Origin of the sequence: Streptomyces lydicus (genome assembly GCF_001729485.1) — a bacterium.
In the GTDB taxonomy this organism is placed as follows: domain Bacteria; phylum Actinomycetota; class Actinomycetes; order Streptomycetales; family Streptomycetaceae; genus Streptomyces; species Streptomyces lydicus_D.
Genome location: NZ_CP017157.1, coordinates 1,347,375 through 1,371,465, shown reverse-complemented (window position 1 = coordinate 1,371,465; position 24,091 = coordinate 1,347,375). Strand labels below are relative to the sequence as shown.

The window sequence follows — 24,091 nt, the reverse complement described above, 5'->3', positions numbered from 1 at the left end:
GAGCGCCACCATGACCGAGTAACGGGTCGGAGGTGTTTTCCACCACACCCCGGCATCACCCTCCGGATTCGGCTCATTCCGGCCGTCCGAGGACCTCCCGTCCCGAACATGGGCACGGACCGCCCTCGTTGCCCCGTTAGTGTGGTTGGTCTGCCCGGTCGCCGGGGCTCCCACTCCGGCCGGGCCTGGTGTGTCCCACACGGAAGGTTCGACTGTGTTCTGGTCCGCTTCGCCGGCCGCTGCCGCGCCCCTGAGCGCCGTGGCCTCCGGTTCAACCGGTCCGACCTCGCTCGACGAGGCCACGGAGAAGGCCACCAACGCCGCCGACTGGGTGCAGCAGAACTGGGGGACGTGGCTCACCTCCGGCCTGCAGATCCTGCTGATCATCGTGATCGCGGTGGTCCTCCGCCATGTGATCCGCCGCACGATCACCAAGCTCATCGAGCGGATGAACCGCACCGCGGCCGCCGCGCAGGGCACCGCGCTGGGCGGTCTGCTCGTCAACGCCGAGCGCCGGCGCCAGCGCTCCGAGGCCATCGGCTCGGTGCTGCGCAGCGTCGCCTCGTTCGTGATCATGGGTACGGCCGCGCTGACCGTGCTCTCCGTCCTGCAGATCAACCTCGCACCACTGCTGGCCAGCGCCGGTGTGGCCGGCGTCGCGATCGGCTTCGGCGCCCGCAACCTCGTCACGGACTTCCTCTCCGGGGTCTTCATGATCCTGGAGGACCAGTACGGCGTCGGCGACGAGATCGACGCGGGCGTGGCCACCGGCACGGTCATAGAGGTCGGCCTGCGGGTCACCAAGCTGCGCGGACCGAACGGGGCGATCTGGTACATCCGCAACGGCGAGGTCAAGCGGATAGGCAACCTCAGCCAGGGCTGGTCCACCGCCGCGGTCGACGTGCTCCTCGCCGCCGACCAGGACCTGGAGCGCGCCCGCGAGACGATCACCGCGGCCGGTGCGGAGATGTCCAAGTCCGAGCCGTGGAACGAGCAGTTGTGGGAGCCGGTGGAGGTGCTGGGCCTGAGCGAGGTGCACCTGGAGACGGTGACCCTGAGCGTCGCGGCCCGGACGATGCCCGGCAAGGCACCGGGCGTCGAGCGGGAACTGCGCTGGCGCATCAAGCAGGCCCTGGACGCCGCCGGGGTCCACCTGGCGCCGCGGCCGGCCCCCGAGGAGGAGGAAGAGGACGCCGCCGACCCCACGGCCGCCGTCGCCGCCCCCTCGGCCCTCAGCAACCCGACGTCGCCGCAGTCGCTGGCGTCGGATCCGCTCGCGGCACCGCCGAAGATCGGGAAGTAGCCGCCCGGGCCCGGGCGTCGGGCCGGACCTCGGGCTGGACCTCAGGGGAGGGGCGTACCGCTTGGACGCGGTACGCCCCTCCCCTTCGTCGTGCGTGGGAGCCGGCGGCGGAGCAGGGCGCGGGGCGGGCCGGTGAGGGGGCGACGGGCGCCGGCAACTCGCCCCGCGCAAACCATTGACGCCGCCCTGAACAGCCGCCTACCTTCCTGTCATCGATTGGAAGGTTTCTTAACAGATGCTGGAGGTCGTCCGGACCTCCGGTGAACGGGGTGACAGTCATGGCCGGTGGGCAAGGTGTGCAGGGGACCCCTGGGACTCCACGGGTGTTGCGGGCCATGAACGACCGGGCCGCGCTCGATCTCCTGGTGTCGCAGGGCCCGCTGACCCGTACGCAGATCGGCGAGCTGACCGGACTGTCGAAGCCGACCGCCTCCCAGCTGCTGGCCCGGCTGGAGGCCGCCGGCCTGGTGCGCACGACCGGGAACGTGACCGGACGGCCGGGGCCCAGTGCGCAGCTCTACGAGATCGACCCGGGCGCGGCGCACGTCGCGGCGCTGGCGGTCGACCAACTGGGCATCACCGCAGCGGTCGCCGACATCACCGGACATGTGCTCGGCGAGGAGCGGGTGGACACCGACGCGGTGGGCGAGGACGTACCGAACCGGACGGCGCGGCTGGTGGCCGGGGCCGTCGACGGGGCGCTGGCCAAGGCCGGGCTGACGCGTGAGCGGCTGCACGGCGCGGTGATCGGCACCCCCGGCGCGCTGGACCCGCAGACCGGCCGGCTGCGCTACGCCCCGCACCTTCCCGGATGGCACTCGCGGGCGCTGAAGGAGGAGCTGGCGGAGGTACTGGGCACGCCGATCACCATCGAGAACGATGTGAACCTGGCGGCGGTGGCCGAGCAGTACGACGGCGCGGCGCAGGACTACGACGACTTCGTGCTGGTGTGGGCCGACGAGGGGGTCGGCGCCGCGATCGTGCTCGGCGGGCACCTGCTGCGCGGGGCCACCGGTGGCGCCGGCGAGATCGGCTACATGCCGCTGCCCGGCGCCCCGCTGGCCCGGGGCGGAGACCGCAGCGCCGCACAGCCGGACGCCGGCGGCGGCTTCCAGCGGCTGGTCGGCTCGCCGAGCGTGATCGAACTGGCCCGGGAGTACGGGGCCCCGGACGTCCACACCGTCAAGGAGGCGCTGGAGCGTGGTGACGTACGGGAAGAGGTCGCCCGGCGGCTGGCCACCGGGCTGGCGGCGGTGGTCGCGGTCGTCGATCCGCGACTGGTGGTGCTCTCCGGCGAGGTCCCGCAGGCGGGCGGAGAGGCGCTGCGGACCCTGGTCGAGGAGGAGTTCACCGGGCTCGCGCTGCCCCGGCCCACCCTTCGCCTCAGCGATATCGACGGCAACCCGATCCTCATCGGCGCGCTGCGGACCGCCCTCGCGGATGCCCGCGACGCGGTGTTCGACACCACGGGCTGAGCCCGCGATACCCACGGCACACCCCCACCTCCCCGCCTCCCCCTGCCGTAAAGGAAGTCCGCCATGCCGATGTCGCGTCCGCGCTTCCGGCTCTCGGCCGCGCTGGTCGGCGCCGGGCTGCTCATCTCCGCCTGCGCCAATCCCGGCATGGGCAGCGACCGCGACGATCCGACCGCACCGGTCACCCTCACCTTCTGGCACGGCTGGTCGACGCCGGGCGAGGTGAAGGCCCTCAATGACAGCGTCGCCCGTTTCGAGAAACGGCACCGCAACATCACGGTGAAGCTGGTCCCCAACGTCACCGACGAGACGATGAACCAGGCGCTGCGGGCCGGCGGGAGTGACGCGCCCGATGTGGTGTCGTCGTTCACCACCAACAACGTGGGGCAGTACTGCTCGTCGGGAATGTGGGCGGACCTCGATCCCTTCCTGCGGAAGACCGGGGTGGACAAGAAGCGCGTCTTCCCCAAAACCCTGCTGGATTACACGAGTTACCGGGGTCGGCAGTGTGCGCTGCCGCTGCTCGCGGACTCCTACGGCCTGTACTACAACAAGGACGCCTTCAAAAAGGCGGGCATCACCCGGCCACCGCGCACCATGTCCGAGCTGAAACGGGATGCCGTCAAACTCACCGAACGCACCGAGGACGGCGGGTACCGGCGCGTGGGCTTCATGCCCAACTTCCGCCTCTACCAGAACAGTCCGGACCGGATGTTCGCCCAGTGGGGGCCGCGGTATTTCGACGCACACGGCAAGGCACGGCTCGCCGAGGACCCGGCGAGCGAGCAGTTCTTCGCCACCGCCCGCGCACTCGTCGACGCGCAGGGCGGCTACGGCCCGCTGGAGAAGTTCCGGACCACCTTCGGCGACGAGATGTCCTCGCAGAACGCCTTTCTGACCCAGAAACTGGCCATGCACCTGGACGGCGAATGGCGCGGTCTGATGCTCAAGGACGCCAAGGCTCCGTTCCACTGGGGCACCGCTCCGATGCCGGTGCCGGACGACCGGCCCGAGACCTACGGCCGGGGGTATCTGACCGGCACGGTGTTGGGCATCGCCCACAGCAGCCGCCACCAGAACGCGGCCTGGGAACTGGTGCGCTACCTGACCACGGACACCGACCAGGTGGTGCGGTTCGCCAATGCCATCCACAACGTGCCGTCCACCAAGGCGGCACTGAATTCGCCGGAGCTGGACGCCGACCCGGCCTTCCGCACCTTCCTCACCATCGCCCGGAACCGGTACAGCGTCGCGCTGCCGCCGTCCACCAACGGCGGGCAGTACGTCACCGCGCTGCAGGACTTCTCCTACGCCGTGGAGGCCGGAAAGGTCCCCGACCTCGGCAAGGGCCTGCGCGGGCTCGACGCGCAGATCGACGCCGACAACCTCCAGTCCGAGAACTGACCCGCCGATGACCTCCGAGAGCTGACGGAGCACCGCATGGCAACCACCACCCCCGCACCGGCGCTGCGGCGCAAGCGCACCCGCGCGCGGCTGCGCACCCTCGGGTTCCTCTCCCCCTGGCTCATCGGCTTCTCGGTCTTCTTCGGCTATCCGCTGATCGCCACCGTCTACTTCTCCTTCATGCACTACAACCAGATCAAGCCGCCCGCCTTCGTGGGCCTGCGGAACTGGACGTACGTGCTGACGCAGATGCCGCTGTTCGGCCCCGCGCTGTGGAACACGCTGTGGCTGGTCGTGGTGATGGTGGCGCTGCGGGTGGTCTTCGGGCTGGGCATCGGCATGCTCGCCACCAAGATCAAATCCGGCACGGGGTTCTTCCGCACGGCCTTCTACCTGCCGTACCTCGCGCCCCCGGTGGCCGCCACCGTCGCCTTCGTCTTCCTGCTCAACCCCGGCACCGGCCCGGTCAACGAGATCCTCGGGGCGGTCGGCATCCCCGCCCCCTCGTGGTTCAACGACCCCGACTGGGCCAAGCCCTCGCTGGTGATGCTGTCGCTGTGGGGCATCGGCGACCTGATGGTGATCTTCATGGCGGCGCTGCTGGACGTCCCCAAGGAGCAGTACGAGGCCGCCGAGCTGGACGGAGCCGGCGCCTGGGGGAAGTTCCGCTACGTCACCTGGCCGTCCATCACCCCGATCGTGATGTTCGCGGTGGTCACCGGCGTCGTCCAGACCATGCAGTACTACACCCAGGCCCTGGTCGCCGGGAAACTCGCCTCCGGTGTCTCCATCGGCCCGGGCACGGTGATCCAGCCCGGCTACCCGGACCACGCCACCCTCACCGTCCCCCAGCTCGTCTACTCGCTGGGCTTCCAGAACTTCAACACCGGCGCGGCGTGTGTGCTCTCCCTCGTGCTCTTCGCCCTCGCCATGGCCGTCACCACCCTGCTGATGCGCAAGCGCGCCGGCCTGCTCGCGGCGGAGGACTGATCCGGCATGACCACCACGACGCTCACCACGCGCCCCGGCCCGGCCCCTACCGGCACCACCGGCGACCCCGCCGCCCGGGCCCGCGCCCGCCGCTCCCGTCTGCTGCACTGGATCGCCGTCCACGCCGTGGCCGTGGCCGTCGCGCTCTTCTTCCTGCTGCCGTTCGTCTTCGTCTTCCTGACGTCCGTGATGAGCGACAACCAGGCGATGAGCGGCGAGCTGTGGCCGCACGAGTGGCACTGGTCGAACTACCTCACGGTCTTCCGCACACCCGGCTTCCTGGACTGGTGGAAGAACTCGCTGCTGTACGCCGGGCTGGGCACCCTCCTCACCGTCTGCTCGGCGCTCCCCGTCGCCTACGCCCTGGCCAAGTTCCGCTTCCGGGGCCGCCGCACCGCGATGGTCCTGGTCATCTCGACGATGATGCTGCCGCCGCAGGTGATCGTGATCCCCATGTACCTGGTCTGGGCGCAGCAACTGCACCTGGCGGGCTCGCTGTGGCCGCTGATCATCCCGTTGGCGTTCGGCGACGCCTACTCCGTCTTCCTGCTGCGGCAGTTCCTGCTGACGATCCCCCAGGAGTACCTGGAGTCGGCGAAGGTCGACGGCTGCGGGGAGCTGCGCACCCTGCTGACGATCGTCGTGCCGATGGCCAAGCCGGGCATCGCCGCCATCGCCCTCTTCCAGTTCTTCTACTGCTGGAACGACTACTTCGGCCCGCAGATCTACGCGGCCCAGAACCCCGCCGCCTGGACGCTCTCCTACGGGCTGGAGTCCTTCAAGAGCGCGCACAGCGTCAACTGGAACCTCACCATGGCGGCGACGCTGCTGGTCATGGCGCCGGTCATCATCGTTTTCTTCTTCGCTCAGAAAGCCTTCGTCGAAGGCGTCACCCTCACCGGAGTAAAGGGCTGATTGCGCATGCTGCCGTCTTCTGAAGGACGACTCCCGCACCGCCGCGTCAAACTCGCCGTGGTCGGCGGCGGCTCGACCTACACCCCCGAACTCATCGACGGCTTCGCGCGCCTGCGCGACGTCCTGCCGCTGGAGGAACTCGTCCTGATCGACCCGGCCCTGGACCGGCTGGAGCTGGTGGGCGGGCTGGCCCGGCGGATCTTCGCCAGGCAGGGCCACCCGGGCAGGATCTCCTGGACCGACGACCTCGACGCCGGCGTCGACGGCGCCGACGCCGTGTTGCTGCAGCTGCGCATCGGCGGCCAGGCCGCCCGCAACCAGGACGAGACCTGGCCGCTGGAGTGCGGCTGCGTCGGCCAGGAGACCACCGGCGCGGGCGGCCTCGCCAAGGCGCTGCGCACCGTCCCCGTCGTGCTGGACATCGCCGAACGCGTACGCCGCCGGAACCCCGACGCCTGGATCGTCGATTTCACCAACCCCGTCGGCATCGTGACCCGCGCCCTGCTCACCCAGGGGCACCGGGCCGTCGGCCTGTGCAACGTGGCGATCGGCTTCCAGCGCACATTCGCCGGGCTGCTGGGCGTCGCTCCCGACCGGGTCGAGCTGGAGCACATCGGCCTCAACCACCTGACCTGGGAGCGGTCCGTACGCGTCGCCGGCGAGGACGTCCTGCCCAAGCTGCTCGCCGAACACGGCGAGACGATCGCCGCCGACCTGCGTCTGCCGCGCACCCTCCTCGACCACCTCGGTACCGTCCCCTCCTACTACCTGCGCTACTACTACCGACACGACGCCGTCGTGGAGGAGTCGCGCAGCAAGCCCTCCCGTGCGGCGGAGGTCGCCGCCATCGAGCGGCAACTCCTGAACCTGTACGGCGATCCCGCGCTCGACGAGAAGCCGGAACTGCTCTCCCGGCGCGGCGGCGCCTTCTATTCCGAGGCGGCCGTGGCACTGACCTCCTCCCTGCTGGGCGACACCGGCGACGTCCAGATCGTCAACACCCTCAACAACGGCACCCTCCCCTTCCTCCCCGACGACGCGGTGATCGAGGTCCCCGCGACGGTGGACGCCGCCGGCCCCGCCCCGCTGCCCGTACGCCCCCTGGAGCCCCTGTACGCCGGACTGATCGCCAACGTCACCGCCTATGAACACCTGGCCCTGGAGGCGGCGTTGCGGGGCGGCCGGGAGCGGGTCTTCTCCGCCCTGCTCTCCCACCCGCTCATCGGCCAGATCGACTACGCCGACCGGCTCACCGACGAGCTGATCGCGCACAACCGGGAGCACCTCACGTGGGCCTGACCGGCACGGCGCTCGCCATCGACGCGGGCAACAGCAAGACCGACGTGGCCCTGGTGGGCGCGGACGGCAGCGTCCTCGGGACGGCGCGGGGCGGGGGCTTCCAGCCGCCGCTGGTGGGCGCCGCCCGCGCGGTCGACGTCCTGGCCTCCCTGGTGGAAGCCACCCTCGCCCAGGCCGGCTTGGGCGACGCCGGCCCCGTCGACCGCCTCTCGGCCTTCCTCGCCAACGTCGACCTCGCCGCCGAGGAGACCCTCCTCACCGCGGAGATCACCGGCCGCGGCTGGGCCCGCTCGGTCGGCGTCCGCAACGACACCTTCGCGCTGCTGCGGGCCGGGCTGCCGGACGGCGGCGAGCCGGTCGGCATCGCGGTGGTGTGCGGCGCCGGCATCAACTGCGCCGGTGTGGGCCACGACGGCGCCACCGCCCGCTTCCCCTCCATCGGCCGGATCTCCGGCGACTGGGGCGGCGGCTCCTTCCTCGCGGACGAGGCGCTGTGGTTCGCGGCCCGCGCCGAGGACGGCCGCGGCGAGGCCACCGAACTGGCCCGCGCCCTGCCGGCCCACTTCGGGCTGTCGACGATGCTGGAGCTGATCGAGGCGCTCCATCTGCACGCCGTTCCCGAACACCGCCGCCACGAACTGACGCCGCTGCTCTTCGCCGTGGCGGACTCCGGCGACCCGGTCGCCCGCACCGTCGTCGCCCGCCAGGCCGAGGAGATCGCCCTGATGGCGACCGTCGCCCTGCGCCGCCTCGATCTCCTCACCGAGCCCACGCCCGTCGTCCTCGGCGGCAGCGTCCTCGCCGCCCGTCACCCCCTTCTCCACGACCGCGTGCTCCGCCTGCTGTCCGAAAGCGCCCCCAAAGCCGTACCGCATGTGGTGACCGCCCCGCCGGTACTGGGCGCGGCCCTGGACACCCTGGACCGGAGAGCGGCGGACGAAGCGGCCTACGCCCGGCTGAGAGGCTCCTGGCCCCAGGACCCGTCCGGCCCCTGACCACGTGACACGCCACGTGATCAATACGGCGAGCTGATCCGCACGCTGTCCCCCCGCCGTGTCTCGATGCGTTCGCCCGGGGCCAGGACGAGGGACGCGTGGCCGGCTGAGGACGCGTGGCCGGCCGGAGCCGGCGGCACCGCGGGGGACGGGGGCGCGGTGCGGGACGGGGGCGCGGTGGGGGGATGGTCCCGGTGGCGTTCCGTGACGATCGTGACGGGTCGGTCGGTGTCGTTGATGATCAGGGTGGCGGAGCCGTCGATCCGGTGGTCGAGCGGATAGCTGCCGACCGGGTCGACGTACGTGGTGCCGCCGATGGTCAGAAATCCGCTGGCCGGAGGCTCCGGCGAGGCGGGGCGGCCGTCGCGGGGGCCGAGAGGGGTGAGGGTTTTCCTGCTGCGGCGCATGGTGTTCTCCGATTCGTCGGGGCACGGGCGGGACCCGTGCCGGTCGTGTACCGAACTCAACTTCGTCACTGAGAGTAGTCGGAGAGGGGTGTCGTCGTCAGCGGCGCGCGGGATGACGCGGAGGGCGCTCGACATTCCGAGTACGCCCCCAGGCCCTGCGGCCCGCCCGGCACCCGCCGGCCGCCCGGCTCAGTCGTCGTGCGGCAGGGCGAGGTCGCGTACGTGGCCGGCGAGAAGGAGGACGGCGGCGTCGACGGCGGCCTGGGGATCCCGGTCCCGGATGGCGTCGGTGAGGCGGGAGTGCGGATCGGTGGCGGCCGCGGTGGCGGTGTCCAGGCAGGCGGCGCGGCGGAGTTCCTCGCGCAGGGCGGCACTGAGGGAACGGTAGATGTCGGCCAGCACGGGGTTCGCGCCGGCCTCCGCGACCAGCACGTGGAACGCGGCGTCGGCGGCGGTGAAGGCGTCCGCGTCGTGTGCGGCGAGCGCCGCGTTGCGGCGGGCCAGCGCCGCCTCGATGCCGGTGAGCTGGGCGTCCGTGCGGTGCTTGGCGGCCTGCCGGGCGGCGACCACGTCGAGGCCCTGGCGGACCTGGGTGACATGGCTGAGTTCGGCGCGTTCCAGGCGCCGGCGGAGCGCGGCCGCGCTGTCGTCGTCGGAGATCACGAAGGTGCCGTCGCCCTGCCGGGGTTCGAGGAGCCCGGAGTGCACCAGGGAGCGGACCGCCTCGCGTACCGACGCCCGGCTGACCCCGAGGCTTTCGGAGAGCGCGCTCTCGGGCGGGATCCGGCTGCCCACCGGCCAGGTGCCGTTCACGATCTGGGCGCGGATCTCGTCGGTCGCGGTCTCCACGAGCGACACCCTGCCCTTGCCGACCGACCGCACGGGGCCACGCTCCCTTCCCTCACCTCGTCGTCCGTGTCACCTGACGTCTGATGACTCTGCGGTCACTGTAATGCGCGGCCGGGGCGCCGCGGCGGGCCGCCCACGGCACGGGCCGCGCGGATCGCGATCCGAACAAGATCATGCCAAGAGCGGTGTGCTTGTCAGTGGCTGCCGACATACTGCTGCCCATGCACCGGTCCTTGTCGTGAGCGCTCTCGGGCGCCGGGCGCGGGGCCGGGCCCGCAGTCAGCGACCAGGGGGAGGTTCCGTGTCGTCCGTGTCGACCAGCAGCGTGGCGCCGCCCGCCTCGGGCCGCCGGCCGGCCTGGGCCGAGGGGCTGGACGAGCTGCGCGCCGCGGCGACGACCGAGCCGGGCCGGCTGCGGGTGATAGGCGCCGTCCTGGCGCTGCTGGTGGTGCTGTTCGGCACCGTCACGGCCTGGCAGGTCGCGGACCGGGCGGCGGCCGCGGACGACGTGGTGGAGCACAGCCAGCCCCTGACGGCGGACGCGGCGAGCATCTACCGCTCCCTGGCGGACGCCGACACGACGGCGGCCGGGGGCTTCCTCGCGGGGGTGGAGGGCAGCGCCGCGACCCGCGACCGCTACGACCGCGACATCGCGACCGCGGCGGAGCTGCTGGCCAAGGCGTCGCGCAGCAGCGGCGGTTCGGACGACGCGGGCGAGCAGATCGCCCGGCTCAACCGGCAGCTGCCGCGCTATACGGGACTGGTGGAGACGGCCCGCGCGAACAACCGCCAGGGGCTGCCACTGGGCGGCGCCTACCTGCGGTATGCCAACGAGCGGATGCGCACGGAACTCCTCCCGGCCGCCCGGGCGTTGTACGACGCGGAGACGCGGCGGCTGGCGGCGGACTACGCCGACGCCGAGGCCCGCCCGTGGGCCGCGGTGGCGGCCGGGGTGGCGGCGGTCGGCGCGCTGGGCTGGGCGCAGCGGCGCCACTACCGGCGGACGAACCGCGTGTTCAACCGCGGGCTGGTGGCCGCGACGACCGCTTCCGTCGCGGTGCTGCTGTGGCTGGTGGCGGGGCATGTGGTGGCGCGCGCGGAGCTGACCGCCTCGTACGCGCACGGCGCCCGCTCGCTGCGGGTGCTCAACGAGGCCCGGATCGACGCGCTCCAGGCGCGCGGCGACGAGAATCTGACGCTGGTGGCGCGCGGCGCGGTGCTCACGGACGACCAGCAGGATTTCTACGAGGCCGGTTTCCGTTCGGGGATGAAGGATCTGGCCGGTACGGGTGATCATGGTGCCGCGGCGGCGGGAAGCAGACTGGGCAGGGCGCTGGCGCTGGCGGACGACGAGGCGGGGCGGGACCCGGTGCGCGAGGCACTGACGCAGGTACGGCAGTGGCAGGCCCGGCACGCCCAGGCACGGGCATCGGACGAAAAGGGCGATTACGACCGGGCGTTGGCGAAGGTGATCGGTGCGGACGGCTCCACCGGCGAGTCGTTCGACCGGGTGGCGGCCGGGCTGCAGAAGGCACTGGTGCACGAGCAGGGGGAGTTCCGGTCGGCGGCGGACAAGGGGCGCGGGGCGCTCGGCGGGCTGCCGGTCGGCGCCGGGGTGCTGGCCGCACTGGGCGCGCTGGGCGCGATCCTGGGGATCGGGCGCAGGCTGGCGGAGTACCGGTGAGGGGTACGGGTGAGGGGGACATGAACGGGCGCGCGCGAGGACTGCGGAATCTGCGTGCCGTCCTGGCACCGGTCGCGGCCGGGATGTGTGTGATGGCGGCCGCGGCGGCGGTGCTGGTGCCGGCGCTGGGCCGCGCCGAAGGGCACGAAAGGCCCGGCGGCGCCTCGTCCCCGTCGGCCACGCACCGCGCGTACGGGCCGGATGCGGCACCGGCCGCGCCGGCCGCCGCGGCGTGCACGCCGGAGCACGCCGCCGCGAGCCTGCGGCCGTCGTCCGACGAGGGCCCGGCGGTGGCCCGGATCAAGGAGAAGGGCCAACTGGTCGTGGGCGTCGACCAGAACACCTACCGGTGGGGGTACCGCAATCCGGCCACCGGCAAGCTGGAGGGCTTCGACATCGATCTGGCCCGGGCCATCGCCGCCGACATCCTGGGCCCGGACGCCAAGGTCGTCTTCAAGGCGGTGCCGACCAACCAGCGGATACCGGCGCTGCAGAAACGCGCGGTCGACATGGTGGTGCGCACGATGACGATCAACTGCGCACGCAAGCGGCAGGTGGCGTTCTCGACGTCGTACTTCCAGGCGGGGCAGCAGGTGCTGGCCCCGAAGACGTCCACGGTCAAGGCGTTCGACGGTTCGCTGCGCGGCAAGCGGGTGTGCACGGCCGCGGGTTCGACGGGTGAGTCGGAGCTGGCGGCGCAGCGGCACGGTGCCAGGGTGCTGACGGTGCCCAACCAACTCGACTGCCTGGTGCGGCTCCAGCTGGGCCAGGCGGACGCGGTGGTGACGGACAACGCGCTGGCCGCGGCACAGGCCGCGCAGGACCCGACGGTGGAGCTGAAGGGCAAGCCGTTCACCGACGAGTCGTACGGCGTGGCGATGAACAAGGACGACACAGACCTGGTGCGGCGGGTCAACAAGGTGCTGGACGACTACCGGGGCGACGGCAGCCCCGGCAGCCCCTGGATGCGGGCGTACCGCACCTGGCTACGGGCCGACATGCCCGGGATATCCGGGCCGCCGTCGCCGGAGTACAGCGACTGACCACCAGGGGGGCGTGCGGGGCGCGAACCGCCCCAAGGAGCGGTGTAGGTGGCTGATCGCCGCATGGAGCGGCCCGATGACGTTCACTATGGAAGAGAAGGAGGAAGCGCAAGGAGCCGGAACCGCAGCAGCCACCCGGTCACGACAATCGCCGTGCACCGTACGCGTATTGGAGAGGTGATCGATGGGGGTCCCTGGACCCGTCCCCGGTTCTCCGGGGACGCCCGATGCCCCGGTGCTGGACCGGGAGGAGGTGGACCGCGCCCTGGCACGGCTCGGCGCCGAGTACGAGGCGATCGAGACCTCCCTGCTGGCACTGCAGGACCACGCCGGCCGCCGGTTGCTGGAGGGCGCCGCTCTGTCGGGCACCACCAAGGAGCGCTGGGCCGCCACGGAGCGGGCCGTCACGGTCCTGTGGTCGCTGTTCGACGCGTACACGGCGACGCTGGAGGCGGCGCGCGAGGTGCGGGCGCGGCGGCGCTGGCCCACCCCGGAGGACCTGGCGGAGCTGACGGAGCTGCTGCGGGGCGACGGGGTGACGGTCCCCGGGGCGGCCGACGGGGGGACCGTCCAAGAGAGCGGGCCGGCCGGGGGCGGCGAGCGGTACCGCCTGGAGGAGCTCGTCGAGCGGATGAACGGGCTCTACGCGCGGTCGCTGGACGTGATCGTGGCCGCCGACGCGGTCTGGTCGGCGTTGCCGGCCCGGATAGACCTGCTCTCCGCCGAGCTGCAGCGCACCCGTTCGCTGGCGCACTCGGTGGGGGTGCGGCCGGGCGAGCATCCGGCGGGGGACGACCTGGAGCGGATCACGGACGAGCTCGCGCGGCTGCGCGCCCAGGTGATCGCCGATCCGCTGGCGTTCTGGGTGTCGTCGTCGACGGGGAGTTCGGCGCCGGGCGGGGGGCGCCCGGACACCGGCCGCTACGACCGCGCCGCGCGGGCGCTGGAGGACATCCGGCGGGAGATCGCGGCGGTGCTGGACGTCCGGCAGGACGCGGAGCACCGGCTGATGCAGCTGCGCGACGTGCTCTCGCGGGCCGACCGGACGCTGACCGAGGCGCGGCAGGCACGCGGGGAGGTGCTGGCGAAGATCGCGGCGTCGGAGGTGCCGGCGGTCAGCGGTCCGCCCACGGCGCTGCACGAGCAGCTGGCCGCGGCCGCGGAGTACCGCAGGCGGTCGCTGTGGCACCGGCTCTCGCCGCTGCTGGACAGCCTGGAGGAGCGGGCCGAGGACGAACTCCACCGGGCCCGCGAGTCGTTGACGGCGGTCACCGCGCCGCTCGCGGTGCGCGCCGAGCTGCGCGGCCGGCTGGACGCGTACCGCGCGAAGCTGGCGCGGCACGGCCTGGCGGAGGATCCGCTGCTGGTGGAGCGGTACGACATCGCCCGCCGGATGCTGTGGAGCGCGCCGTGCGACCTGCGGGCGGCCGAGCACGCGGTGTGGCGCTATCAGCAGGCGGCAGCGGAGGCGCTGGTTCCGCAGCAGGCGGAGGGCAAGGGGGATTCGTGACGGAGCGGACGGAGGGGAGCTGCCAGCGGCGCGGCTGCGCGGGCGGGTACGAGGATGCCGGCGGCGGCGAGCTGTACTGCGACCTGTGCGGGCTGGCACCGGTGGTCTCGCCGGGGGGTCTGCTGTCCTCGCTGCCCACGGGCCTGACGGGCCGTGCCGCCGACCCCGCGCTGTCGGGCCGGGACGCGGCCGGGGCGCTGCTGACGGTCCCCTCCCCCGGCCCCGGTTCCGGCTCCTCGCCGTCGTCCCGGCGCTCGGCGTCGTCGCGGCGCTCGGTCTCCGGCCGGCTGTCGCGCTCCCCGTCGGACCGCGGTTCGGCGGGCGGCCGGGTGTCGGTGCGCGGCGCGAGCAGCGGCGCGTCCTCCGGGGCGGCGCGCGGGCGGCTGGGCGTGGGCCTGGTGGCGGTGCCCCAGGTGCCGCGGCCCGATCCGCGGACGGCGGTGCTGGAGAACCCCGAGGTCCCCGAGCGCAAGCGGTTCTGCAGCCGCGCGGACTGCGGCGCCCCGGTGGGCCGGTCGCGCGGTGAGCAGTCCGGCAGCACGGAAGGGTTCTGCACCAAGTGCGGCCATCCGTACAGCTTCGTGCCCAAGCTGCGCCCCGGTGAGAAGGTGCACGGCCAGTACGAGGTCGTGGGCTGCCTGGCGCACGGCGGGCTCGGCTGGATCTATCTGGCGATCGACCGCGCGGTCTCCGACCGGTGGGTGGTCCTCAAGGGGCTGCTGGACACCGGCGACGAGGAGGCGCTGGCGGTGGCGATGTCGGAACGGCGCTTCCTCGCCGAGATCGAGCACGCCAACATCGTGCGGATCTACAACTTCGTCGAGCACCTGGACCGGGGCACCGGCAGCCTCGACGGCTACATCGTCATGGAGTACGTCGGCGGCAGGTCCCTCAAGGACCTCGCCAACGACCGGCGTACGCCCCAGGGGAGGCGCGATCCGCTGCCCGTCGAGCAGGCGTGCGCCTACGGCATCGAGGCGCTGGAGGCGCTCGGCCACCTGCACGGTCGCGGCTTCCTGTACTGCGACTTCAAGGTCGACAACGCCATCCAGCAGCACGACCAGCTCAAGCTGATCGACATGGGCGCGGTGCGCAGGATGGACGACCACGACAGTCCGATCTACGGCACCATCGGCTATCAGGCGCCCGAGATCGCGGCACTGGGCCCGTCGGTCGCCTCCGACCTGTACACGGTCGCGCGCACCCTCGCCGTCCTCACCTTCGACTTCCAGGGCTACACCAACGTCTTCGCCGACTCGCTGCCCGACCCGGACAACATCGAGGTCTTCCGCACCTACGAGTCCTTCTACCGGCTGCTGGTGCGCGCCACGGACCCGGACCGGGCGCGCCGGTTCGGCTCCGCGGAGGAGATGGCCGAACAGCTGACCGGCGTGCTGCGGGAGGTGGTGGCGCTCCAGACGGGCGAGCCCCGGCCGGCGCTGTCCACCCTCTTCGGGCCCGAACTGCGCGCGGTGGACACCGAGGTGCTGGCCCCGCAGGAGGGCGACAGCTCGCTGCTCGGCGCGCGCGGCGCGGTACCGCCCCCGGCCCGGCGGGCGGAGCCCGGCGCTCCGGTCCTCCGTCCCCTGGACGTCGCCGGTGCCGCCCTCGCCCTGCCGGTGCCGCGGGTCGATCCGGCCGATCCGAACGCCGGGTTGCTGGCCGGGCTGCTGACCGCCGCCCCCGCGGAGCTGCTGGGCGCCCTGCGCGCCGCGCCCACCGACTCCTTGGAGGTCCGGCTGCGGGAGCTGCGGGCCCATCTGGAGGCGGGCGACGGCACGGCGGCCCGGGCGGTGCTGGAGGCGATCGCGGCGGAACCCGCCGACCCGTGGGCCACCCCGGTGGCGGGCGGCGGGACCGCCGGGGAGTGGGGCGCCGACTGGCGGGTGGTGTGGCACCGCGGCCTGGTCGCGCTCGCCACCGGGGACCGCGAGGGCGCCGCGCTGGCCTTCGACGCGGTCTACGACGCCTTCCCCGGCGAGCCGGCGCCGAAGCTGGCACTGGGCATCTGCGCGGAGCTGCTGGGCCAGTTGGACAACGCCGTGGAGTACTACCGCCTGGTGTGGGCGGCCGACCGCGGCTACGTCAGTGCCGCGTTCGGGCTGGCCCGGGTACGGCTGGCGGCGGGCGACCGTACGGGCGCGGTCGAGGCGCTGGAGTCCGTACCGGAGTCGTCCATCCACTTCACCGCGGCGCGGATCGCGGCGGTCCGCGCCCGGCTGCGGCAGCGCGCGCCGTCCGATCCGCTGCTGGCGGACCTGCGGGCGGCCGCCCGACAGGTCGAGGCGCTCGCCGGCTTCGGCCTGGACGCCGAACGGCGGGAACAACTCGCCACCGAGGTACTGGGCAGCGCCCTGGACTGGGTACTCTCCGGTAGCCACGGTGCCGGGGCGGACGGTGGAGGAACCGCGCAGGGCCGGCCGGCGCTGCTCGGCAGCCCGCTGGACGAACGCGGTCTGCGGTTCGGCCTGGAGCGGTCGTACCGCCTGCTGGCGCGGCTGGCGCAGCGTGGCGAGAGAAGGATCGAGCTGGTGGAACGGGCCAACCGCTTCCGCCCCAGGACGTGGGTGTGACATGGGTGTGACTGGGCCGTCCCGGTGTGCGGGGTGCGGTGGACCGCTCGACGCGGGGGACAAGTTCTGCGGCCGGTGCGGTGCCGACGTCCTGACGCCGGCCGCACCGCCGGGGTACGGCGCTCCGGCGGGCCACGGGGCGCCGGCCGTGCCGCCGGTGCCGCCGCTGCCTCCGGTACCGCCCGCTCCCCCGGTGCCGCCCGCGGCGCCCCCGGCTGACGGACCCGCCGGCCCGCCGCCCCCGGACCCCACGACCCGTCTGCCGTACGCGGGTCAGGGCGACGTGCCGCTGCCGGACGGCGCCCCCGCCGCGGCGGGCTCCGCGACACCGGCCGGGCCGCCGCCCGCCGACCCCCGCGTGGCCGGATACGAGGTGGTCGCCGACGCCGCCGCCGAGGCCGCTTCCGGCGCGGCGCGTGCGGCGGCCGGGCCCGCCGGCACCCCCGCCCGGGGCACCCGCCTGTGCCCCCTCTGCCGCGCCGGTGCGGTGGACGAGGACGGCCGGTGCGAGCGGTGCGGCCACGCCCGGCCGCGCGCCCGCGACCACATGGAGCGCGAGTTGGCGGGCCTGGCGGCCGTGAGCGACCTCGGCCACCGCCACCACCGCAACGAGGACTTCTTCGCGCTGCGGTCCGCCGCGCTGCCGGACGGCGCCCCGGTCGTGGTCGCCGTGGTCTGCGACGGCGTCTCCTCGGCGACCCGCCCCGACGAGGCGTCGCAGGCGGCGTCGGAGGCCGCCGGCGAGGCGCTGCTGGCCTCGCTGCCGCGCGGTACGCATCCCCAACAGGCCATGCACGAGGCCGTCATGGCGGCCTCCGACGCGGTGGACGCGCTGGCCGCCGACCCCGCGCAGGCGCACGACGAGCACCGTCAGCAGAACGCCCCGGCCTGCACGTTCGTCGGCGCGGTGGTCGGCGGCGGGCTGCTGACCGTCGGCTGGGTCGGTGACAGCCGCGCCTACTGGATCCCCAACGACCGTACGGCGCCGCCGGTCCGGCTCACCGAGGACGACTCCTGGGCCGCGCAGATGGTCGCCAACAACCTGATGTCCGAGGCCGAGGCGAACGCCGACGAGCGCGCGCACGCCATCACCGGCTGGCTCGGCGCCGACGCGTACGAGGTCGAGCCGCACACCGCGTCGTTCAAGCCGGACGGCCCCGGCACGGTGGTGGTGTGCACGGACGGGCTGTGGAACTACGCCGAGTCCGCGGAGCAAATGGCCGCGGCGCTGCCGTACGACGCTCCCGTCCGGCCGCTGGAGGCCGCCCGGGCGCTGGTGGCCCACGCCCTCGACGGCGGCGGACACGACAACGTCACGGTGGCCCTGGTGCCGTTCCCCGCGCCGTCGGCGGGGGCCACGGCCTGACGGCGGCGGGGCACGGCCCGACCGGCGGGCCCGGCTCACCGGCGCGCGGCGCACGGGCCGGTCGCGGGAAAACCGCGACCGGCCGTGTGGGATTGATCATTCCCGCACCGGGCGCCCCGTCGCCGCGGGGCCCGCGACGGCCTCTCCCGCGGGGGCGCGGACGGGCCGTCGGGCCGGGCTCTCCAGCCGCTCCCCCGGCGGGCAATGCGCAGGTGGCGCACGGCACACGGCACGTGGAACCGGGACACGTCACCCCACAGGGGCGGGAGAACGGAAAGTCGGGAGATGTCGACTGTGCCCCCGTGAAATCGGACCGTACGGTCCGGTTCACCGAGGCCCCGGAGAGGGAGGAGGCTGCGAAACTCCTTGCGAAGGTGGTGGACGTCGCCGATGCGGCGACGGGTACTGTGCGACTGGAGGCGAGGGTCGCCGGGCGGACGGGGTGACTCTCGAAACACCCTCGGCGACAACCGTTCGCGTAAAGAAACAGCTCCAACGAATCACAGTCAGTACCGAGACGATCAGTACCGCGCAGTGCCCGAAAGAAACGGTACGGAGGGGGAAGAACCGACATGCCTACCTGCCCGAGCGGCCACCAGTCGGTGGCCGAAGACTGGTGCGAGGTGTGCGGCCAGCGGATGGCGGGTGCTGTCCCCCCGCCGCCGTCCCTGCCTGCCGGCTTCCTGAACGCCCCGCCCAGCCAGCCCACCGGAGCACCCGGCCCGCCCCCGGGCCAGGCCGGTCCGCCTCCCGGTCAGCCGGGTCCCCCTCCGGGTCAGGCCGGTCCGCCCCCCGGCTTCGGCATTCCCGGCCCCGGCCAGGACGGCGGCCAGGGAGGCTACGGCTTCCCGCCGCCCGCTCCGGGCCCCGGCCCCGGCGGCCCCGGCCCCCAGGGCGGCTACGGCTTCCCGCCCCCCGTACCGGGCCCCGGCCAGCCGCCGCCCGGCCCCGGCCCCGAGCAGTCCGCGCTGCCCGAGCTGTGCCCGCAGTGCGGCCGGCCGCGCGAGGCGATGGCGCCGTTCTGTGAGGAGTGCCGCTACAACTTCCTCACCAACTCCCCGACGTCCTACGCCCCGCCGCCCGGCCAGCAGCCCGGCCCGCCGCCCGGCGCACCCGGCCCCGGCGGCCCCGGCACTCAGGGCGGCCAGGCCGGCTACGGCTTCCCGCCGCCCGCACCGGGCCCCGGCGGTCCCGGCACCCAGGACGGTCAGGGCGGCTACGGCTTCCCGCCGCCGCCCCAGCAGCCGCAGCCGCAGGGCATGCCCGGCATGCCGCCCGGCCCCGGCCAGCCCGGCCCCGGCGGCTACCCCGGCCAGCCCGGCCCGCCGCCCGGCATGCCAGGCCCCGGCCCGGCCGGTCAGCCCGGCCCGCCACCGCAGCAGGCCGACGACTGGCCGCTGAGCCCCCCGGGGGCCCAGCCCGGGCCGCCGCCGATGGCTCCCGCGCCGCCCGGCCCCGGCCCGCAGGCACCGTTCGAGCAGCAGCCGCCCGCACCGTTCCCGCCGCAGCAGCCGGGACCGTACGAGCAGCAGCCGTACGAACAGCAGCCGTACGAGCAGCAGCAGCCGGCCCCGTTCGAGCAGCAGATGCCGCCGCAGCAGGGCCCCGGCGGGGACCAGCAGTGGCACGGCGGCCCCGGCCAGGGCCCCGCGGCGCCCCCGCAGGGCCCGGCACCGGTCGTCGGTGCCGGCTGGGTCGTGGCGGTCGCGCCGGACCGTGAGTACTTCATGGCGATGATGGGCCGCAGCGGTCCGGAGGCCGCGGGCCTGAACCTGCCCGCGTACTCGCCCGAGCAGGTGCTGCCGCTCGGGAACGGCCAGCTCGCGATCGGCCGCCGCCGCAACAGCACCGGCGAGTCCCCGGACATCGACCTGGGCAGCTCGCCGGAGGACCCGGGCGTCTCGCACCAGCACGCGCTGCTGGTGCAGCAGCAGGACGGCAGCTGGGCGGTGGTGGACCAGAACTCCACCAACGGCACCACGATCAACCTCGCCGAGGACCCGATCCAGCCGTACGTGCCGGTGCCGCTCCATGAGGGCGACCGGGTGCACGTCGGCGCCTGGACGACGCTCACCGTCCGCCGGGGCTGACCGCACCAACAGCAGTACCGACAGCGGGGCGTGACCATCCGGTCACGCCCCGCTCGCCGTTCCGTCCCGGCTCCCGCGGGGACCGACCTAGGACCGGAGTCCTGGTCCGGAGCGTCTGCCACCATGGACGGGTGAACGAGAATCCGCACGGCACGGTTCAGGAGCAGACCTTCTACGAGCAGGTCGGTGGCGAGGACACCTTCCGCCGCCTGGTGCACCGCTTCTACCAGGGAGTCGCCGAGGACCCGCTGCTGCGGCCGATGTACCCGGAAGAGGATCTGGGCCCGGCCGAGGAGCGGCTGGCGCTCTTCCTCATGCAGTACTGGGGCGGCCCCCGTACATACAGCGACGGCCGCGGCCACCCCCGGCTGCGGATGCGGCACGCCCCGTTCACCGTCGACCGGGCCGCCCACGACGCCTGGCTGCGGCACATGCGGGACGCGGTGGACTCCCTCGAACTGTCCGAGGAGCACCGCACGCAGCTGTGGAACTACCTCACCTACGCCGCCGCCTCGATGGTCAACGCCGCGGACTGAACCGCCCCACCGGATCGCGCGGGCCCAGGGGGCCCGCAGACTGAGGGACGCGTCACACCCCCAGGCATCCGTCGCATCCCGGCCCTCTCCCGTCACGATCCGGTCAAGGCCCCCCGGAAACCGCTTACCGGACGCCCCGGTCTCTGACAGCATCCGTTCATCTGTTTGGTGCTGACCACGGCAGGGGGAACCGTGACCGGCTTCGTCCTGCTCCGGGTGCGGGCGCACCGCCTGCTGCTGGCCGCCGCGCTGCTGTCGGTGCTGCTGACCACCACGGTGCTGGCGACACTGGCGGCCTTCTCCGGCGCGGTCGGCGACGCCGGACTGCGGGAGGCACTGCGGACCCGCTCGGCGGCGGCCGCCGCCCTCCAGGTGAAGGCCCAACTGCCCGCCGGTAAGAGGGAGTCCGCGGACCGCGCGGTCGCCGAGGGCGCGCGGCGGGCCTTCGCCGGACTGCCGTACACGGTGCGCACCCTGACCCGCTCCGGGCCGTACGCACTGCCCCGCTCGCTCAGGTCGCCGGACGCGCGCAACGGCGAGCCGGACCTCACCCACCTCGCGGCCCTGGACCGCTCCCGCCTCACCCTCGTCAGGGGCAGCTGGCCGGAGCACGTCACGCGCGGCCCACTGCCGGTCGCGCTGCCGGAGGCCGCGGCCGCCCGGCTCGGTGCCGGGCCCGGCCGCCGCTTCACCCTCGACAACCGGCTGTCCGGCCCCGCCCGCCTGACCGTGCGGGTCACCGGCGTCTACCGGCCCAAGGACCGCACCGACCCCTACTGGCGGCTCGACGAGCTCGGCGGGCGCGGGGTGCGCACCCTGGGCTTCACCACCTACGGGCCGCTGCTCACCGATCCGGCGGCGTTCCGGGCCGGTCCGCTGGTGCAGGACTCGGTCGGCTGGCTCGCCACCGCCGACTTCCGGACGCTGACCGCGGACCGGCTGAACGCGCTGAGCGCCGCCGCCGGCCCGGCGCCCAAGGCGTTGATGGCCGACCCGGCGTTCGGCGGCCAGGCCACCGCCGGCACCGATCTGCCCGAGGCGCTGGGGCAGCTGCGGCGGGCGCTGCTGGTGAACCGCTCCACCATCCTGATCGTGGCCCTCCAACTGCTGCTGCTCGCCGGCTACGCGCTGCTGCTGGTCGCCCGGATGCTGAGCACCGAGCGGGCCGGCGAGACGGCGCTGCTGCGGGCCCGCGGCGGGTCCCGGTGGCGGATCGCGGGGCTCGCGCTCACCGAGTCGCTGCTGCTCGCCGCCCCGGCCGCGGTCGGTGCCCCGCTGCTGTCCGGTCCGCTGATGCGCCTGCTGGCCGGCGGCGCGCTCGCCCGTACGGGGCTGCCCCTGGACACCCGGCTCACCGGCCCGACCTGGCTGACCGGCATCGGCGCGGCCCTGGGCTGCGCCCTCGCGGTCGCCGCGCCCGCCCTGTCGCGGACCGGTGCGGGCGCCCCCGGGCGGGCCCGGCCGGGTGGCTCCCCCGGGCGCGCGGAGTGGCGGTCGTGGGGCAGGACGGGCGCGGACCTCGGGCTGCTGGTGATCGCCGGCGTCGCCTACTGGCAGCTCCAGCGGCAGACGACCGGCGACGGCACGGGCGGCGCCGACGGGGTGCTGACCGGCGACACCACCGGCCAACTGGGCATCGACCCGGTGCTGGTGACCGCCCCGGCGCTGGCGCTGCTCGCCGGCACGGTGCTCACCCTGCGGCTGCTGCCGCTCGCCGCCCGGATCGCCGAGCGGGGCGCGGCCCGCGGCCGCGGCCTGACCGCGGCGCTGGCCGGCTGGCAGATCAGCCGCCGCTCCGCCCCGAGCTCCCCACTCCGTGCGAGCGGGGGAGACGCCAACCGCGGCGCGGGCCCCGTCCTGCTGCTGGTGCTGGCCACCGCGCTGGGCATGCTGGCGATCGGTCAACGCGCCTCCTGGGACCGCTCGCAGGACGACCAGGCGGACTTCCGGGCCGGCGCGGCGGTACGCGTACTGGCCGGCAGGATTCCGCAGTGGGGGCAGGGCGGCGCCTACGCGGCGGTGCCCGGTGTGGCCGCGGCGCTGCCCGTCGGCCGGGCCGAACTGGACCTGTCGGACGGCCGGTCCTCCTCGCTGCTCGCCCTGGACGGACGGCGGTCGGCGGGGGCACTGCTGCTGCGCGGCGACCTGGTGGGCGGCGGGGCGGGCGGCACCCCGGGCGCGGCGGCGGACGACGTGCTGCGCGCGGTGGCGCCACCCGGCGCACCCGGTGGCACGTCCGCACACCGCACGGACGGACCGGAACTCCCCACCGCCACCCGCGAGGTGCGGCTGACCGCCACCCTGCGCTCCCTCAAGGCACTGGGGTCCGCCCCCGACCGGCCGCAGCTGCCCGCCAACGACGCCGCGAGCCACGTGACCGGGCCGGTGCCCGCCACCCTCTCCGTCCAGATCACCGACGGCTTCGGCGTCCCCGTCACCCTGCCGCTCGGCACGCTCCCCGCCGACGGCAGACCGCACACCCTGCGCGCGGACCTCGCCGCGGCGGCCGGCGCCCCCACGGGCCGCCCGGCCGGCCCGTTGCGGCTGACCGGACTGGTCGTCGACACGGACCAGTCGGACGTCTCGCACCGCCAACGGCTGTCCGTCCGCGCGGCGCAGGCCGTCGTCGGCCACGACGCACCCCGGGCCCTCACCCCGGCCGCCGCCCTGACCTGGCGGACGCAGCTCGGCGACAGGAGCAGCTCCGTGGGCGAGGCGTACGGCCCGCGGGCGGACCGGGCCGAGGTCCCCGAGGGCGGCCTGCTGTCCCAGACGTACGACACCGGCGCCCGGCTGGACGACTGGGGTGCGGCGGTGACCTCGCTGCGGATCACCGTCGCGCGGCCGGCGCCGCGGCCGCTCGCCGCCGTCGCCACCGACGCGTTCCTGCGCGACAGCGGTTCGAAGGCCGGCTCGGTCATCGATGTGCCGGTCAACGGGCAGCAGTTGAAGGCGCGGATCGTCCGGGCGGTACGGGCCCTGCCGGGCCCCGCGGACGGCGCGGCCACCGCCGGCGGCGGACTGCTGGTCGACTTCCGCGCGGTCAACGAGGCGCTGGCCGAGCGCGGCGCCGCGCCGCTGACCGCCTCCGAGTGGTGGCTGCGTCCGGAGCCCGGCGCGGCCGCGCGGGCCGTCGACGCGCTGCGTGCCCGCCCGGACACCGACCCCGGCCAGGTCCTGGTCCGCGACGAGATCGCCCGGCAGTTGCACGACGACCCGCTGGGCCTCGGGCCGCGGAGCGCGCTGACCGCGGCGGCCGCGGTCGCGGTGGCGCTGGCGGCTGTCGGCTTCGCGGTGAGCGCCGCCGGCTCGGTCCGCGAACGGGCCAGGGAGTTCGCCGTGCTGCGGGCCCTGGGGGCGCCGCGCCGCCAGCTCGCCCGGATGATCGCCGCCGAGCAGGGCGTGCTGATCGCACTGGCGCTGGCGGTCGGCGGGGCACTGGGGACGGTGTTGACCCGGGCGGTGGTCCCGCTGATCGTGCTGACCGGGGAGGCGGCCCGCCCGGTGCCGCCGGTGCTGGTGGAGCTGCCGGCCGGCCAGGTGGCCGCGCTGCTGGCGGCGGTCGCGGCGGTTCCGCTGCTGGTCGTCGCGGGCATCGGGCTGCGCGGTGGCGACCCGGTCGCGGCCCTGCGCGACCAAGGAGCGTTGTGAC

Annotated in this window: 18 protein-coding genes; 16 read left to right on the top strand and 2 right to left on the bottom strand. The window is 74.3% G+C overall.

Annotated features, from left to right (window positions below):
- The first annotated feature begins 214 nt into the window (after nt 1–214).
- The 7 genes from SL103_RS05830 to SL103_RS05800 all read left to right on the top strand — a co-directional run bounded on the left by SL103_RS05830 (nt 215) and on the right by SL103_RS05800 (nt 8,381).
- Entirely contained in the window at nt 215–1,303 is a 1,089-nt protein-coding gene (locus tag SL103_RS05830; protein WP_069567693.1) for a mechanosensitive ion channel family protein, read from the top strand.
- 335 nt (nt 1,304–1,638) lie between these two features.
- Complete coding sequence (locus SL103_RS05825; RefSeq protein ID WP_069567692.1) at nt 1,639–2,778, top strand: ROK family transcriptional regulator; 1,140 nt, start codon at nt 1,639–1,641, stop codon at nt 2,776–2,778.
- Nucleotides 2,779–2,841: 63 nt separating this feature from the next.
- Nucleotides 2,842–4,182 carry an ABC transporter substrate-binding protein gene (locus SL103_RS05820; protein WP_069567691.1) on the top strand — a complete coding sequence of 447 codons (1,341 nt, stop codon included), beginning with the start codon at nt 2,842–2,844 and terminating at the stop codon, nt 4,180–4,182.
- Between the two features lie 36 nt (nt 4,183–4,218).
- Complete coding sequence (locus tag SL103_RS05815; protein WP_069567690.1) at nt 4,219–5,172, top strand: carbohydrate ABC transporter permease; 954 nt, start codon at nt 4,219–4,221, stop codon at nt 5,170–5,172.
- 6 nt (nt 5,173–5,178) lie between these two features.
- Nucleotides 5,179–6,087, top strand: a complete 909-nt coding sequence (locus SL103_RS05810; RefSeq protein WP_069567689.1) for a carbohydrate ABC transporter permease — start codon at nt 5,179–5,181, stop codon at nt 6,085–6,087.
- A gap of 6 nt (nt 6,088–6,093) precedes the next feature.
- Nucleotides 6,094–7,386, top strand: a complete 1,293-nt coding sequence (locus tag SL103_RS05805) for a 6-phospho-beta-glucosidase (RefSeq protein ID WP_069573453.1) — start codon at nt 6,094–6,096, stop codon at nt 7,384–7,386.
- Nucleotides 7,377–8,381 (top strand): N-acetylglucosamine kinase, encoded by a 1,005-nt coding sequence (locus tag SL103_RS05800; RefSeq protein ID WP_069567688.1) that lies wholly within the window; start codon nt 7,377–7,379, stop codon nt 8,379–8,381. The genes SL103_RS05805 and SL103_RS05800 overlap by 10 nt, the downstream gene beginning before the upstream one ends.
- 20 nt (nt 8,382–8,401) lie before the next feature.
- Here the strand turns inward: SL103_RS05800 and SL103_RS05795 are convergent, their stop codons facing one another.
- Together SL103_RS05795 and SL103_RS05790 are read right to left on the bottom strand one after the other, a co-directional pair.
- On the bottom strand, nt 8,402–8,788 hold the full coding sequence (locus SL103_RS05795; protein WP_069567687.1) for a hypothetical protein: 387 nt from the start codon (nt 8,786–8,788) through the stop codon (nt 8,402–8,404).
- 189 nt (nt 8,789–8,977) lie between these two features.
- Nucleotides 8,978–9,637 (bottom strand): FadR/GntR family transcriptional regulator, encoded by a 660-nt coding sequence (locus tag SL103_RS05790; RefSeq protein ID WP_279631136.1) that lies wholly within the window; start codon nt 9,635–9,637, stop codon nt 8,978–8,980.
- Between the two features lie 310 nt (nt 9,638–9,947).
- Here SL103_RS05790 and SL103_RS05785 point away from each other — a divergent pair, with 310 nt between their 5' ends.
- The 9 genes from SL103_RS05785 to SL103_RS05750 all read left to right on the top strand — a co-directional run bounded on the left by SL103_RS05785 (nt 9,948) and on the right by SL103_RS05750 (nt 24,090).
- The gene (locus SL103_RS05785; RefSeq protein WP_069573452.1) at nt 9,948–11,321 is read left to right on the top strand and encodes a hypothetical protein; all 1,374 of its coding nucleotides are present in this window, start codon (nt 9,948–9,950) and stop codon (nt 11,319–11,321) included.
- A gap of 20 nt (nt 11,322–11,341) precedes the next feature.
- Entirely contained in the window at nt 11,342–12,364 is a 1,023-nt protein-coding gene (locus SL103_RS05780) for a glutamate ABC transporter substrate-binding protein (protein WP_069567685.1), read from the top strand.
- A 184-nt stretch (nt 12,365–12,548) separates the two neighbouring features.
- Nucleotides 12,549–13,874, top strand: coding sequence for a hypothetical protein (locus tag SL103_RS05775; RefSeq protein ID WP_079145586.1), 1,326 nt, complete (start codon nt 12,549–12,551; stop codon nt 13,872–13,874).
- Nucleotides 13,871–16,447, top strand: a complete 2,577-nt coding sequence (locus SL103_RS05770) for a serine/threonine-protein kinase (RefSeq protein WP_069567684.1) — start codon at nt 13,871–13,873, stop codon at nt 16,445–16,447. Before SL103_RS05775 ends, SL103_RS05770 begins: the two co-directional genes overlap by 4 nt.
- 1 nt (nt 16,448) lies before the next feature.
- Entirely contained in the window at nt 16,449–17,813 is a 1,365-nt protein-coding gene (locus SL103_RS05765) for a PP2C family protein-serine/threonine phosphatase (protein ID WP_069567683.1), read from the top strand.
- An 86-nt stretch (nt 17,814–17,899) separates the two neighbouring features.
- Nucleotides 17,900–18,259, top strand: coding sequence for a hypothetical protein (locus SL103_RS39370; protein ID WP_347877833.1), 360 nt, complete (start codon nt 17,900–17,902; stop codon nt 18,257–18,259).
- Nucleotides 18,260–18,385: 126 nt separating this feature from the next.
- Nucleotides 18,386–19,903, top strand: a complete 1,518-nt coding sequence (locus SL103_RS05760) for an FHA domain-containing protein (RefSeq protein ID WP_069567682.1) — start codon at nt 18,386–18,388, stop codon at nt 19,901–19,903.
- A gap of 131 nt (nt 19,904–20,034) precedes the next feature.
- On the top strand, nt 20,035–20,439 hold the full coding sequence (locus SL103_RS05755; protein ID WP_069567681.1) for a globin: 405 nt from the start codon (nt 20,035–20,037) through the stop codon (nt 20,437–20,439).
- A gap of 192 nt (nt 20,440–20,631) precedes the next feature.
- Nucleotides 20,632–24,090, top strand: a complete 3,459-nt coding sequence (locus SL103_RS05750) for an ABC transporter permease (protein WP_069567680.1) — start codon at nt 20,632–20,634, stop codon at nt 24,088–24,090.
- The last annotated feature ends 1 nt before the right edge of the window (nt 24,091 follow it).

What these genes read in the sequence shown, in the direction of transcription:
- SL103_RS05825 (WP_069567692.1), top strand. Translation starts at nt 1,639, where the DNA reads ATGAACGACCGGGCCGCGCTCGATCTCCTGGTGTCGCAGGGCCCGCTG.
- SL103_RS05820 (WP_069567691.1), top strand. Translation starts at nt 2,842, where the DNA reads ATGCCGATGTCGCGTCCGCGCTTCCGGCTCTCGGCCGCGCTGGTCGGC.
- SL103_RS05815 (WP_069567690.1), top strand. Translation starts at nt 4,219, where the DNA reads ATGGCAACCACCACCCCCGCACCGGCGCTGCGGCGCAAGCGCACCCGC.
- SL103_RS05810 (WP_069567689.1), top strand. Translation starts at nt 5,179, where the DNA reads ATGACCACCACGACGCTCACCACGCGCCCCGGCCCGGCCCCTACCGGC.
- SL103_RS05805 (WP_069573453.1), top strand. Translation starts at nt 6,094, where the DNA reads ATGCTGCCGTCTTCTGAAGGACGACTCCCGCACCGCCGCGTCAAACTC.
- SL103_RS05795 (WP_069567687.1), bottom strand. Translation starts at nt 8,788, where the DNA reads ATGCGCCGCAGCAGGAAAACCCTCACCCCTCTCGGCCCCCGCGACGGC.
- SL103_RS05780 (WP_069567685.1), top strand. Translation starts at nt 11,342, where the DNA reads ATGAACGGGCGCGCGCGAGGACTGCGGAATCTGCGTGCCGTCCTGGCA.
- SL103_RS05775 (WP_079145586.1), top strand. Translation starts at nt 12,549, where the DNA reads ATGGGGGTCCCTGGACCCGTCCCCGGTTCTCCGGGGACGCCCGATGCC.
- SL103_RS05765 (WP_069567683.1), top strand. Translation starts at nt 16,449, where the DNA reads ATGGGTGTGACTGGGCCGTCCCGGTGTGCGGGGTGCGGTGGACCGCTC.
- SL103_RS05760 (WP_069567682.1), top strand. Translation starts at nt 18,386, where the DNA reads ATGCCTACCTGCCCGAGCGGCCACCAGTCGGTGGCCGAAGACTGGTGC.